The sequence below is a fragment of the Pseudomonas sp. Ag1 genome (genome assembly GCF_000278565.1).
In the GTDB taxonomy this organism is placed as follows: Bacteria; Pseudomonadota; Gammaproteobacteria; order Pseudomonadales; family Pseudomonadaceae; genus Aquipseudomonas.
In genome coordinates this window covers 76,129-89,924 of sequence record NZ_AKVH01000101.1, presented here as the reverse complement: position 1 = coordinate 89,924, position 13,796 = coordinate 76,129, and the positions used below count along the sequence as shown (strand labels likewise).

The 13,796-nt window shown below is 54.3% G+C and carries 13 protein-coding genes; 10 read left to right on the top strand and 3 right to left on the bottom strand.

Annotated features, from left to right (window positions below):
* The first annotated feature begins 6 nt into the window (after positions 1-6).
* Positions 7-1,113: an agmatine deiminase gene (gene aguA, locus A462_RS14460; protein WP_008435736.1), complete on the top strand. Its 1,107-nt coding sequence runs from the start codon at positions 7-9 to the stop codon at positions 1,111-1,113.
* A gap of 243 nt (positions 1,114-1,356) precedes the next feature.
* Positions 1,357-1,569 carry a hypothetical protein gene (locus tag A462_RS14465; protein WP_008435735.1) on the top strand — a complete coding sequence of 71 codons (213 nt, stop codon included), beginning with the start codon at positions 1,357-1,359 and terminating at the stop codon, positions 1,567-1,569.
* 169 nt (positions 1,570-1,738) lie between these two features.
* On the opposite strand, the gene A462_RS14470 is transcribed toward A462_RS14465, so the two are convergent.
* Positions 1,739-3,811 (bottom strand): TonB-dependent receptor, encoded by a 2,073-nt coding sequence (locus tag A462_RS14470; protein ID WP_008435734.1) that lies wholly within the window; start codon positions 3,809-3,811, stop codon positions 1,739-1,741.
* A 227-nt stretch (positions 3,812-4,038) separates the two neighbouring features.
* Between A462_RS14470 and A462_RS14475 the strand changes: the two genes are divergently transcribed.
* A complete protein-coding gene (locus tag A462_RS14475; protein ID WP_008435732.1) occupies positions 4,039-4,746 on the top strand; it encodes a DsbA family protein in 708 nt (235 codons plus the stop codon).
* A gap of 272 nt (positions 4,747-5,018) precedes the next feature.
* Entirely contained in the window at positions 5,019-6,305 is a 1,287-nt protein-coding gene (locus A462_RS14480) for an OprD family porin (RefSeq protein WP_003218115.1), read from the top strand.
* A 72-nt stretch (positions 6,306-6,377) separates the two neighbouring features.
* On the opposite strand, the gene A462_RS14485 is transcribed toward A462_RS14480, so the two are convergent.
* Positions 6,378-7,151 (bottom strand): alpha/beta hydrolase, encoded by a 774-nt coding sequence (locus A462_RS14485; protein ID WP_008435731.1) that lies wholly within the window; start codon positions 7,149-7,151, stop codon positions 6,378-6,380.
* A gap of 258 nt (positions 7,152-7,409) precedes the next feature.
* Between A462_RS14485 and A462_RS14490 the strand changes: the two genes are divergently transcribed.
* From A462_RS14490 to A462_RS14500, 3 genes are read left to right on the top strand one after another with little or no spacing between them, the layout of a single operon-like run.
* Entirely contained in the window at positions 7,410-7,625 is a 216-nt protein-coding gene (locus A462_RS14490) for a tautomerase family protein (RefSeq protein ID WP_003218111.1), read from the top strand.
* Positions 7,622-8,272 carry a DsbA family oxidoreductase gene (locus A462_RS14495; protein WP_008435730.1) on the top strand — a complete coding sequence of 217 codons (651 nt, stop codon included), beginning with the start codon at positions 7,622-7,624 and terminating at the stop codon, positions 8,270-8,272. The genes A462_RS14490 and A462_RS14495 overlap by 4 nt, the downstream gene beginning before the upstream one ends.
* A 31-nt stretch (positions 8,273-8,303) precedes the next feature.
* Entirely contained in the window at positions 8,304-9,014 is a 711-nt protein-coding gene (locus tag A462_RS14500; protein ID WP_003218108.1) for an SDR family NAD(P)-dependent oxidoreductase, read from the top strand.
* 69 nt (positions 9,015-9,083) lie between these two features.
* Here A462_RS14500 and A462_RS14505 read toward each other — a convergent pair whose 3' ends face one another.
* Complete coding sequence (locus A462_RS14505) at positions 9,084-9,425, bottom strand: DUF6124 family protein (protein ID WP_003218106.1); 342 nt, start codon at positions 9,423-9,425, stop codon at positions 9,084-9,086.
* 857 nt (positions 9,426-10,282) lie between these two features.
* On the opposite strand from A462_RS14505, the gene A462_RS14510 reads away from it, so the two are divergent.
* Genes A462_RS14510 through A462_RS14515 form a run of 3 tightly spaced genes read left to right on the top strand, consistent with a single transcriptional unit; the run spans position 10,283 to position 13,755 of the window.
* The gene (locus A462_RS14510) at positions 10,283-11,206 is read left to right on the top strand and encodes a hypothetical protein (RefSeq protein WP_008435726.1); all 924 of its coding nucleotides are present in this window, start codon (positions 10,283-10,285) and stop codon (positions 11,204-11,206) included.
* Between the two features lie 36 nt (positions 11,207-11,242).
* A complete protein-coding gene (locus tag A462_RS33455; RefSeq protein WP_238544242.1) occupies positions 11,243-11,662 on the top strand; it encodes a hypothetical protein in 420 nt (139 codons plus the stop codon).
* Complete coding sequence (locus A462_RS14515; protein WP_008435724.1) at positions 11,659-13,755, top strand: ATP-binding protein; 2,097 nt, start codon at positions 11,659-11,661, stop codon at positions 13,753-13,755. Before A462_RS33455 ends, A462_RS14515 begins: the two co-directional genes overlap by 4 nt.
* The last annotated feature ends 41 nt before the right edge of the window (positions 13,756-13,796 follow it).

The following is a 13,796-nucleotide window of genomic DNA, read 5'->3' as shown; positions in this document are numbered from 1 at the left end:
ATCGCCATGACCACTTTGCACAGTACCCCCCGCGCCGACGGCTTCTACATGCCTGCCGAATGGGCGCCACAGACCCAGACCTGGATGATCTGGCCCGAGCGCCCGGACAACTGGCGCCTGGGCGGCAAGCCGGCGCAGGCCGCCCATGTGGCGGTGGCCAAGGCCATCGCACGTTTTGAACCGGTGACCGTGGCGGTCTCGGCCGGCCAGTACGAAAACGCCCGGGCGCGCCTGGACGTGCCGAATATTCGCCTGGTGGAAATGTCCAGCGACGACGCCTGGGTCCGCGATACCGGGCCGACCTTCGTGATCAACAACAGCGGTGAAGTGCGCGGTGTGAACTGGGACTTCAACGCCTGGGGCGGTTTTGATGGCGGCTTGTACTCGCCGTGGAACCGCGACTCCCAGGTGGGCGGCAAGATCCTCGAGATCGAGCGCAGCCCGCGTTATCGCACCGAAGGGTTTGTGCTGGAAGGCGGTTCGATCCACGTCGACGGCGAAGGCACCCTGATCACCACCGAAGAATGCCTGCTTAACCGCAATCGCAACCCGCACCTGCAGCGTGAGGAAATCGAAGTGGTGCTCAGCGCCAGCCTGGCGGTGGATAAAATCATCTGGTTGCCGGATGGCCTGTTCAACGACGAAACCGACGGGCATGTGGATAACTTCTGCTGCTACGTACGCCCAGGCGAAGTGTTGCTGGCCTGGACCGACGACCCGCAAGACCCGAACTATGCGCGCTGCCATGCCGCCATGGACGTACTGCAAAGCAGCACCGACGCCCAGGGCCGCTCGTTCACAGTGCATAAAATGCCGATCCCGGGGCCGCTGTACGCCACCGAGGAAGAATGCGCAGGCGTGGACCCGGTAGACGGCACCCAGGAGCGCAATCCCACCGTGCGGTTGGCCGGTTCCTACGTCAACTTCCTGATCGTCAACGGCGGCATCATCGCGCCGAGCTTCGACGACCCGCTGGACAGCCGCGCCAAGGAGATTCTGCAGAGCCTGTTCCCGCAGCATGAAGTGGTGATGGTGCCTGGCCGCGAACTGTTACTGGGGGGCGGCAACATCCACTGTCTGACCCAGCAACAGCCGGCCCCGCACAAAAACTGAGTGCACTTGTAACAGCCTGGTGCCGGGTTTAACGGCAATCGAGTGCGCCATGTTTTGCGCGCTCACAGCAAGCCCGCGGCCCGTCAGGTTCGCGGGCTTTTTTGTGTGCAAGTGCCGACAAACCGGGCACATTGGCATAGCTCTTGTATCGCTGTTGCGACACACAGCACGGTGTATGACTAAGCGGTTCTGTCATAAACCTTGAGTAAGTTAGCCGCTCATGCCGTCGGAGAGAGCGCTGAAATGAATGCCGATATCAACCTGATGTACACGCGCACGTTCCACCCTTTGCGGGTGAACGGTGACGCGATCCACGCGCTGGCGCTCTGGTTGAAGGCAAACGGTTCGCGGCAGATCAGGACGCCCGACCCGCGCCGGGTGATGAGCGAACGGTACCCGGCGGGGCTGTTCAGCGAGGACGAGGTGCAGGTGTTGTGTGAATTGATGCAAGGCTGACGGTTGTTTTCAATGTTGCACTGGACCTTGTGGTGAGGGAGCTTGCTCCCGCTGGGCTGCGCAGCAGCCCCAAAACAGATCATCGAGTTCTATCTGAAAAAACACAGTCGCCTATTTTGGGGGCGCTTCGCACCCCAGCGGGAGCAAGCTCCCTCGCCACGCAAGCCTGTTAGAAACTGTAGGTTCCGGTCACCACCAGACTGCGCGGGTCGCCGAACTGAATCTGCGCCGCACTCGTCGCTGACGCGTAGTACGTCTTGTCGCTGATATTGTTCAGCGCCGCCCGTACATCCCATTCCTTCTGCCGAAACCCGGCCAGTGCGTCCCAACGCCCATAGCCCGGCAACAATACCGTGTTGGCGTTATCCGCATAGCGCTCACCCACCAGCGTCAGCCCGGTTTCCGCGTACCAGCCCATCTCCGGTTTCCAGGTGACGAACAGGCTCGCGTTGCGCTTGGCCACGTCGCTGATGCGCTTGCCTTCAAAGCCATTGTTGTCTTTCACCACCGTGGCGTCCTGCAGGCCGACGCCACCGCGCACGTACCAGTTGCCGACGACCTTGCCGGTAGCGGTCAACTCCACGCCACGGGAACGCTGCTCGCCGCTGAGCAGGGTGATGGTCGGGTCCAGCGGGTCGCGGGTGCGGCGGTTGTAGAGCTCCAGTTCATACACCGCCAGGGTGGTGCTCAGGCGGTCGTCGAGCCAGTCGCTCTTGACCCCGATTTCCTTCTGTTTGGTCAGCTCCGGGCTCAGGTCGTTGGCGTTGCCCGTGGCATTGGGCGTGATGCCGATCAGGCCGCCGCCGGTCGGCGAGAACGTCTTGCTCCACGAGGCATAGAACGAATGGTGTTCCAGCGGCGTCCAGACCAGGCCCACGCGCGGGCTGGTGCTGTGGCTCACGACCTGCTCCGAGGCCTTGGTCAGCTTGTTGGTGGACTCCACATCAAAGCGGTCATAGCGCAAACCGGCGAGCAGTTGCCATTGATCGTTCAGGCGCAGTTGGTCCTGCACATACACGCCCTGGCTTTGCGCTTCGGTGTGACTGCTGCTGAATGCCGGCAGGCGACCGTAGTGGCGCAGGTCCGGGTTGGGGTTGTACACATCCACGCTCGGTACAGCGGCGAGCGGCGCTCGATAGAGTTTCGGGTCACGGCGCTGGTTGCCCAATTCCACTCCGGTGAGCAAGCGATGCTCCAGGCCGAAGGTGGTGAAGCCGCCTTCCAGTTCGACGTTGTTGAGGATGTTGCGGGTGGTCAAGTCCTGCTGCCAGCGCTGGCGCCCGACCTTGCCGGTTTTTGGGTCGTAGCTGACGGCGTAGGTGTTATCGAAGTCGCTGTTTAGGGTGAACACGCCCAACGTATGGCGCAGTTGCCAACTGTCGTTCAGCTCATAGGCAAGCCGCGAACGCAGGGATTGTGACGTGTCGTCGATGTAATCGCGCTTGTCACCATAAGTGGTGCCGCGGCTGACATCCGCCGGCCGCCCATTGACCCCGGGAATGCCCCGGTCCGGCGTGCGGTTGTAGCGGCTGTATTCGTACTGCACCAGCCAGTTCAGGTCGGGGCTCAGTTGCCAGCTCATGGACGGCGCAAACAGTTGGCGATTGCCGCTGACGCCGTCGCGGAAACTGTTGTTGTCCTGGTTGCCCATGTTCAGGCGCAGGCTGATGGTGTCGGTGGGGTCGGTGCTGAGGTCGGCGTACAGGCTGCGCAAATCATTGCTGCCGCCCTGGGCCTCGATGCTGGAGGCGCGACCGGCCTGGGGCAGCTTGCTCACCCGGTTGACGATGCCACCTTGGCCGCCGCGGCCGTATAACACGGCTGCCGGGCCCTTGAGTACTTCGATGCGTTCGATGTTGTGCAGGTCGCGCACGTATTGGCTGTCGTCGCGAACGCCGTCCAGGTAGAAGTCGTTGCTGGCGTCGAAGCCGCGGATGCGCAGGCTGTCGAACCGTGTGTCGGCGCCGCTGCTGACGTTGGGTATACCGCTCAAGGCCTGGCCCAGGTCATTGGTGCCGTAGGAACGCAGGTTGTCGGTTTTTACCGAGTCGATGGCCTGGGGCACATAACGCACGGGTGTGGCGGTGCGGGTGGCGGTGCTGGTTTCCTTGACGCGCGGGTCGTCCTCTTCAGCTTCGGCGCTCACGGAGGTTTCCGGCAGGACAGTGGCAGCGCAGGTAAATCCGGCAGACAGCAGGACAGAGAGCCCAAGGGTCATGGGCGTCAGGCGAAGGGCAGGCATCGGGGTGTGTATCCAAAAAGGTTGGCAGAATAAAAGCGCGTTAATGGTAATGCTTACTATTTGCGCAGGTTATCTATTCCTGGGCGGACCTTTCTGAAAAATGTTACGGCGTATGTTTTTCAAGGGTATTCGACCGATTCTCGGAACAGTCTGAAAGCCGATCCGGGGTTTTTCCCAATTGTGCGTAAGACTAATCTGCCGATCATCAACATCCATCGGAGCCCGTCATGTCGGCAGCCACACTTCACTACATTTACGACCCGCTGTGCGGTTGGTGTTACGGCGCCGAGCCGCTGCTGAGCGCCGCCCGGAGCGTGTTACCGATCCAGTTGCATGGCGGCGGCATGATGACCGGCGCGAATCGCCAATCCGTATCGCCGCAGTTGCGTGACTACGTAATGCCCCACGACCGGCGCATCGCCGAGTACACCGGGCAACCGTTTGGCGAGGCGTATTTCGAAGGTTTGTTGCGGGACCACGGTGCGGTGTTCGATTCAGCCCCGCCGACCAGCGCCGTGCTGGCGGCAGAAAAAATTGCCGGTCGCGGGCTGGAATTATTGGCGCGTCTGCAAACGGCGCACTACGTCGAAGGTCGCCGAATTGCCGATAAGGACGTGCTGCTGACCCTGGCCGAATCCATCGGTTTGGATCCCCAAGCCTTCACCGCCGCTTTCAGTGAAATCCTTGGCGCAGCAACTCAAGCGCACATCAATGACAGCCGCCAATGGCTGGCAAAAGTCGGTGGCCAGGGCTTCCCCACGCTGGCCCTGGAGCAGAATGGGCAGCTGCAATTGCTCGATATCAGCCCCTGGTTGGGCAAGCCAGAAGCCTTCGTTGAGTGGCTGAGACAAAGAGTCGCAATTTCGATTCAACCCACCCAATCGAGTGCACCAATGTGTGGCCTGCAGGGGTGTGCAGATCCAGGAAGCGCTTGATAGAGCCTTGCGCAATGATGGCTATTTAATGGTTCTTAGACTTTTTTAGCCTAAATACAGAAGATTCACGAAATTGACACACAGTAAAGGGCGCGGATAGGATTCGCCCCAACGCCTGTGGCTAACCGCCATGACTTCCCCAATAAAAAAAGGCCCGCGGCATTTCACGTCGTCCGCGGGCCTTTTTTTATCTGGGAAAGTCGACACCAGAAAAGCAACACGGAGCCTGGTGTCACAGCGCGTACTCAACCAGTAATAAGGAATATAAGAAAATGTTGAAGCAACGGATGGGGCTGATCGCTCTGGGGATTTTGAGCGCTACGCAAGCAATGGCTGACGACCAATCCCAATCGAAGGGTTTTGTTGAAGACAGCCACCTGAACATCGCGGCACGCAACGCTTACATCAGCCGCGACTACAAAAACGGCAAGCAAGACAAAGCCGAATGGGGCCAGGGCTTCATCGGCAAGTTCGAATCCGGTTTCACCCAAGGCACCGTTGGTGTGGGTGTGGACGTGATCGGCCAATACGCCATTCGCCTGGATGGTGGTAAAGGTCGCAGCGGCGCTGGCGGTATCGACTTCTTCAAGCAAGGCGACAGCGGCGAAGCGGCCAACGACCTGGCCAAGGGCGGCGCTGCCGTCAAGGCACGCATCTCCAACACCGTGATCAAGTACGGTGATCAGATGCCAGCCGTGCCGGTCCTGGAATACGACAACTCCCGCCTGTTGTCCGAAACCTATACCGGTACCTCGATCGTCTCCAAGGAAATCGCCGGCCTGCAGCTGGACGCTGGTCACTTCACCAAGGAAGCTCGCAAGAGCGCCGAGGGTTCCGACAGTGGCGCGCTGAAAAGCATCGACTACATCGGCGGTAGCTACAAATTCACCGAAAGCCTGTCGGCAGCGCTCTACGCTTCCAACATGCAGGACGTGCTGAAGAAGCAATACGTCAACGTCAACTACGTGCTGGCCCTGCCAGAGAAGCAATCGTTGACCTTCGACTTCAACGGCTACAAGACCAAGCTCGACCGTAGCTTCGCCCTGGAAAACCAAGGTGACGCCGACGCTCGCGACAACAAAATCTGGAGCCTGGGCGCCACGTGGGCCGTTGGCCCGCACAGCTTCACCGTGGCTCACCAGCGCAGCACCGGTGACACCGGTTACCTGTACGGCGGCTACCGCAACGCAGGCGGCATCGGCGACGGTGGCAACACCATCCTGCTGGCCAACTCCTACTGGTCTGACTTCAACGGCAAGGACGAGCGCTCCTGGCAAGCAGGCTACGGCCTGGACTTCAGCGCCTTCGGCGTGCCTGGCCTGACCTACAACATCGCCTACGTGCGCGGCACCAACATTGACGACGGTTCCAACCGCGGCAGTGGCACCGAGCGTGAAATCTTCAACCAGTTCAAATACGTAGTACAGAGCGGCCCGGCGAAAGACCTGAGCCTGCGTGCCCGTGCGTCGTGGTTGCGCGTTTCCAACAACGCCAGCAACTACAACGTGGGTGGTAACGAGATCCGCCTGTTCGCCGACTACCCAATCAACGTTTTCTAATTGATTCGGCGTCGCGCCTGATTCAAGGCGATAAAAAACCCCGACTGGTTCGGGGTTTTTTTATGCCTATGATCAGCGCTTGCTGGCGGCTGTGATGATCACATCTGCGACCTTTTGCGGCTGCGACAGCATCGGCACATGGCTGGTTTGCACCACGGTGGTGGTGGCATTGATTTTCTTCGCGTAGGCCTGCTCCAGGCCCGGGTCGATCATGCGGTCCTTGGCGGCGACGATGTAATAGTTGGGTTTGGTTTTCCAGGCGGCGACCGTGATTTTATCGTCGAACGCCTTGCCCAGAATCGGCCCCTGGGTCACGGCAATCAGGTTGGCCTGGTCGGCAGGCAAGTCCTGGGCGAAGTTTTTCGCCACGGACGCGGCGGGCAAATACAGGTAGCCGGAAGCGTCGGCACTGATGGTCTCGATACCCGGCGGGGTTGGGTAGCCTTTCTCGGACTCGGCAGAGCTCTGGCCCTCGGACGGCGCGAACGCGGCCACATAAACCAGTGCCTTGACCTTGTCGCTGGTGCCGCCCTGAGTGATTACACTGCCGGCCCACGAATGGCCCACCAGAACCACTCGCCCACTCTGGGCATCAATCACCCGCTGGGCGGCGGCCACATCATCTGCCAGGGACGTCAGCGGGTTTTGCACCGCCACCACCTTCAAGCCTTTGGCCTGCAACAACGGAATCACCTTGTTCCAGCTGGAGCCATCGGCAAAGGCGCCGTGCACCAGCACCACGGTGGTGTCCGACAGCGCCGGGGTGGCGGCATAGGCCTGGCCGGTGAGCATCGCGGCGGCCATGAGCGTAGGCAGCAACAGGGTTTTGAATGTGGATTTAAGCATGTGGGGCACGTCCGTAAGTGAGGGGTTATCGGCCAGCACTCAAGGCGTTTGCAGCCTGCCTTAAGCCTGTAGGCAAGACGCGCGGGGAGGGCGGTTATTCCAGGGAGCAGTAAAAAAACGCAGCGCCGGACGTCTCGATTGATTACATAGCATCACTAATGAAGTACTCCGACCCACCTTTATCCACCTCAAGCAACCTCTTAAATTGGCCTCACTGCCTGCCCACCATGTCGATGGGCAAGTCACTGGAGCCTTGTCATGCCATTTGTCAGCGTACGTATCACCCGCGACGGCGTTACCTCGGAGCAGAAAGCCCAGGTCATTGCCGAAATCACCGAAACCCTCGAACGCGTCCTCAACAAACGCCCGGACCTGACCCACATCGTCATCGAAGAAGTCGACACCGATAACTGGGGCTACGCCGGCATCACCACCACCCAGTACCGCAAACAGCTCGCGGAAAACCCGTCATGAGCACGCCTGTCACCATCGACTTCATCTCCGACGTGGTGTGCCCATGGTGCGCCCTCGGCGCCACCGCCCTGGAGCAAGCCATCGACAACCTGGCGGGCGAAGTGAAGGTTGAACTGACCTTCAAACCCTTCGAGCTCAACCCCGACATGCCGGCCGAAGGCGAAAATGCCGTTGCCCACATGATGCGCAAATACGGGCGCAGCGCCGAGGAAGTTGCCAGCGGCAAAAGGATGTTGATGGAGCGAGGCGCGGCCATCGGCTTCACCTTCGACCTGGAAAAGCGCAGCCACTTCTACAACACCTTCGACGCCCATCGGTTGCTGTTTTGGGCTTTGCAGCAAGGGCGCCAGCTCGAGCTGAAAAAGGCGCTGTTGCGCGGGTATTTCAGCGATGGCCAGAACGTCAGTGATCACGAAACCCTGGCGGGTCTGGCCGCCGAGGCCGGGCTGGATATTGAAGGCGCACGACGGGTGCTGGGCTCTACCGCCTACGCCAATGAAGTGCGCGAGCTGGAAGCGTTCTACCGCGAGCACGGCATCAACTCCGTACCGGCCATGGTCCTCAATGGCCGCCAGCTGGTCTCCGGGTCGCAATCCGTCAGTTACTACGAACAGATGCTGCGGGAAATGTCCGCCGCGGCTGCTTGAACCATCCCATTTTCCATATAGAGGTTTCATCATGAGCAATTCGAAAAAAGTCGTTGTGATCACCGGCGCATCCCAAGGCCTCGGCGCTGCTGCAGTGAAGGCTTACCGCGAGCTGGATTACCGCGTGGTTGCCACCTCCCGTTCGATCAAACCGTCGACTGATCCGGACATCCTCACCGTGGCCGGCGACATCGCCGACCCGGCCACCGCCGAGCGCGTCATCCGCGAAGGCGTAGCGCGTTTTGGCCGCATCGACAGCCTGATCAACAACGCCGGGATCTTCGTTGCCAAACCGTTCACCAGCTACACCCACGAAGACTACGTAAACGTGTTGGCGGTGAACCTGAACGGGTTCTTCTACATCACCCAACTGGCGATTACCGAGATGCTGAAACAGGGCGCCGGGCACATCGTCAACATCACCACCAGCCTGGTGGACCACGCGATTGATGGCGTGCCGTCGGTGCTGGCATCGCTGACCAAAGGCGGACTGAATTCGGCGACCAAATCGCTGGCGATTGAATACGCCAAGCGCGGGATTCGCGTGAATGCGGTGAGCCCTGGGATTATCAAGACGCCGATGCATGGGGAAGAGACGCATGCGGCGTTGGGCAGCCTGCATCCGGTGGGGCACATGGGTGAAGCGCGGGATATTGCGCAGGCGATTGTGTACCTGGAATCGGCTGGGTTTGTGACCGGGGAAATTCTGCATGTGGACGGTGGGCAGAGTGCTGGGCACTAAGCGAAGCGGTTGAACGAAAAACGCCCCGGACAGTGATCGTTCGGGGCGTTTTTTGTTGGCCTGTCGAAATTAACGGGTTGCAGGCGCGACTTGTTCCAACGCTCGATCTACCAGCATTGAACTCAACTCAATCAGTTGCTGAATCCCCAATGCCACTGCCCTTTGTGATCCTTCCAACTCAAATGCCAGATTCGAGACCATCTCGTTGGCTGATGAGAGGGTTTCTGCGGCATTGGCCAGCAGCGTTTCGGTATCCACATCGGGCGAAACGGAGAACAGATTACTGCCTGGACGCGCCGCAGGTTCTGCATCGTCTGATGGGTGCAAGTAATGATCAATCGCCCGCTGTGCGGCGGCATGAAGCTTGGCGTCGATTGGGGCTTGAGGCGGGTTGGGTGTGACCTTGAACATGGCGAAGCTCCTTTAGCGATTCAGGAACTGCCAATCTCACTTCCACATGAGGGTGGCAGCTGTGCGCAGGTGTGGAAGACCGGGGCTAAAGGAACCCGGCGCACCGAAGTGCCCCGCACACAGCCGCCATAACACAAGAATACAGGCGAAAAAAAACGCCGGCAGGTGTTCATGGGCGTTTGAGCGCCTTTAGCCATAGTACGGACTTCCACATCCGGCCGCTGATTTTGCAGCGACTGGGGGAGGTTAGCGGGGTGGAGGATGGGGAGGCAAGCTGATATGGGTGTACGAAAATTCGGGGCCGCAGCGGCATGTGCTCATGAATTAGCTCTTTTTATAGATACGCCATAATTATTGGCTACCCATAATTCTGCATAAAACGCTGAAGGCGGGACTTCGCTACAGGAATTGATCTTTCTGGAGGCTCACCGGCTTGTTCAGTTGGGGCGCCAGGCGTAGACAGAATATGAACACCCCAGAAACAACAAAGCCCCCGCATTTCTGCGAGGGCTTCGTTTTGTATGGTGCGGCACCAGAAGTCGAATAGCATCCTAATACTATGAAAGTACGAGATTTTTTTTAGAAAAATATAGTTGCTACCTCTAAAAATACCCTTCTGTAATGATAGCTATTTTTAGTGAGTGAAAATATTTTTGTTTAGGGAAGAGTGGTTAATGAATGGAAACGTAGTTCTTTAGTGAATGTATCGATCAGCTTTCTATAGATGCAGATTTTTTAGTATATAGAAAAAAATAGCGAAAAATTGTCAATTGCACTAGAATTGACATGGCCATTAGCCATTTTATGGACTTGTGATCGTAATGGTATATATCTAAAGCGGAAGGGATAGCCATCTGATGTTCATTACAAAATTGGGCCCATTCAATGGCGATACATGGGAGAATTTATGCCAGTTAGTTTTCAAGAGTAAGCATGGCATTGATGGCTATCAGGAGATGCCAGCTTCGCCAGGAGACTTCGGTATAGAAGGCTATACAATTAATACCGGACGTGCATTCCAGTGCTACTGTCCTGATAGGATTTATACTCAACAAGTATTGCTAGACAAGCAAAAAAGAAAAATCACTGATGATGTAAACAAGTTGAAGAAGTTTCAACTTGAGCTCAAAGGCCGTCTAGGAGGTACGCAGATAAAAGAGTGGTGCTTTGTATCTCCTGAAATCAATCATCACAACCTGCTTTCCCACGCTAAAGTTAAAGAAGTTGAGGCGCGTGACTGGGGTCTCGATATATTGCATCCTAATTTCACAATACATTTGCATGATGCGGATTTTTACCTTCGCGAAATAAATGAGCAGCGCAGTTTGAATGGAGTAGCTATCAGTTTTGGAAACCAGGTGACTTCTCTACCGCTACTCGACTCTGACCCTGAACTGTATGAGCAACACCTCTTAAGAAAGTCTGCACTTCGATTAGTTGAGAAAATGGATCCTCCATCAGAAAAGCTAGTTGGTCGGTTATATAATTTTACGCTGCAAACCTTTCTCGAACATGATAATTACTTTAACGCTTTAAATGCCGCTTCCCCCACAATTTATTTTAGACTTGTAAGGTTGTTGTCTGTTTTTGAGCAGGACGTAAAGGAGTGGGCGTTTACTTGGTCGGGTACCGCTGAATCACTTATCGAAAAAGTTACCGATAAGTTGGCGGAAAGGATCGTCTCTGAGTTACGGCCGGGCGTAGATCATACTCTCGCGAGCGAAATAACTAGGCATACAGTTGCACGTTGGCTCGCCGCTTGTGAATTAGACTTTGAGTAAATAGTCATGATGAAATTAAAGTTCACGCAGCGACCCATGCCTGTACTTGCTGAGCATAGAACATTATATAAAATCTCGCAGATACTCCTTGTTTTACATCTTTGCGGTCGCGCGGAAAAATGTAGTTTGCTTAAACTTCATTTGTTTAACTGGGCATTGAAGTCAGAAAGAAGATTGGCTAGTCTAAAAGAAGCTTCTCGTAAAGGAGTGTTAACTTTACCTGTTTGGGGGTTCGATCCTGCTTTGGCAATAGCTTTGAAATTTGCTGTAGAGGATCAACTAGTTACTGCTTTGTCGACCGGGGTGGAATTATCTGTCAAGGGACAAGATTTTTTGAGCTTTTTGCTTAAAGATAAAGATCTTTTATCTCCAGAAAAAACGTCCTTAAGAATAATTGGAAAAGGGATTTCAGAAAAAATGGTTGATTCAGTGGCGAAAGGATGGGATGCCTTATGATTATTAGGGCATTAAAGCTTAAGATTACTACTCAAGAAGGTGATTTTGGTTTTTTTCTTGAGTTTGATCGCGCGCTGACAATCATAAAAGGATCAAACTCATCTGGGAAGAGTACTGTATTTAACAGTATTCTATATTCACTTGGCATGGAGGAATTGATTGGTGGTAAAAATCAGTCATCACTGCCATATGCAGTTAAAGACTACTTTGAATATGACGACAAAAAAATACCAATAACACAGTCAGAGGTTTATTTAGAGGTTGAAAATAAGCTGGGGGATGTTCGAACGTTTCGTCGTGCTATTACGGATCAGACACGAAATGCTAAGTTGGTGGAGGTGTTGGATGGGGCTTTCCTCACTGGAAAATTACCGTTGCAATCATCTTTCAAATATCTCCACGATGGTGGAAGTGCAATTTATGAAGAGGGCTTTCATAATTTTCTGGAGAAGTTTTTAGGTTTCAATCTGCCGCAAGTGCAAAACTCTTCGGGTAAACAGGTTAAGTTATATCTCCAGGCGATTTTTGCCGCTCTTGCGGTTGAACAAAAAAGGGGCTGGACTGACTATATTGCAAACATACCGCACTATGGAATTCGCGATGTGCGGGTGAAGGTAGTTGAGTTTTTGTTAGGTCTGAATGTATTTGAGGCTGATGCGAAACGAAGTGAGCTTAATTATGAGTCAGTTGAGATAGATAATGCTTGGAATGACTCATATAAAGAGCTGCTTCGCGAATCAAGAGCGGCTGGTGAAGGGATAGAGATTCAAGGGGTGCCGTTACGAGTAACTTCGGCGCTTGATTCGGATAATATAGCTGTTTATAAGCGAGTGGGGCAAACTAAGTTCTCTCTTTCCGACTATATAAGCCAGCTCCGTGCTGATTATGAAAGGCAAGAGCTCGAAATGAATAAGCTTAAAGATGGTGTAAGTCCAGAGGTTGTATCGGCAATAGATGTAAATAGCGCAGAGCTCAATAGGCTAGTAGGGCTTTATGAAATTAGCGTGAGCACCTTAGCTATCCATCGTTCATCCTTAGCTACCAACAAACAGTTAGCTGAGCAGGCGAGTGAGGAGTTGCTTAGAAATAAGTCCACCTTGAAATTGCAAAAATTTGGAGCGGAGCAGGGGCTCTATATAGCCAAAGAACAATGCCCCACCTGTTTTCAATATGTAGATGACTCTCTGACCGGCGGTGGCGTACTCACCTCTAAAATGAGTATTGAAACAAATATCGATTATCTTGATAGCCAATTGAAAATGTTAGAGCGTCAACAGCAAGGGATAAGGTTGACTATTCAAAATCTAGAAGAAGAAGGGGAAGGTATACGTCAACGGATTGCGAAATCTAGGTCAATATTGGCAGCATTGCGCTCTGATGTAACAAATGGAACCGCCGGCACTCGAACTCTGTTAAGAAAACAGATGCATCTTGAGTCTGAAATCGAAAAAATTAATGGCTTCGATACGAAGTTTGATGAGCTAAAAAAACGTTTTGGTTCTTTATCTCTTCAGCTAAAAAACAACCAAGACCAGCGTTTGTTTTTACCTAAAGAACATTACTCGGAGCAGGATACTAAGACTCTAAACTTGTTTGGGAAAATGTTCAGAGCAAATGTTGGAACCTTTGATTATCACAGTGCCCCTGTAGGAGATATTGAACTAGATTTTGATAGCCTGTTACCATTCTTATCACGTATAGAGCTCCGGGTTATTAGAGAAAAGAACTCGGAGTCCGAAAAGGCTATCCATCAGTATAGAAGTAATAAAAATCAAAACAGCATGGCAGCAGACTCCAGTGCAAGTGATTTTGTACGATTGATTTGGGCATACCTGATAGCTATCCATCAAACCTCGGCACATCCAACGATCAAAGCCAATCACCCCGGTTTCATTTTATTTGATGAGCCTGGACAGCACTCAATGGCCACTAAGAGCCAGCATGCTCTTCTCCAAATGCTTTCTTCATCCACAGGTTTGCAAAGTATTGTTGCAGCATCATTTGATGATTCCGAGCCGGTTTTTAAAGAGTCTACCGAGGGCGTTAAATTTAAGTTGATTCAGCTAGGTGAAAAGTCTATCGGTCCATTATAAACAATGGAAGTATTGACTTTGGTAGCCTCTGATTAAAATAG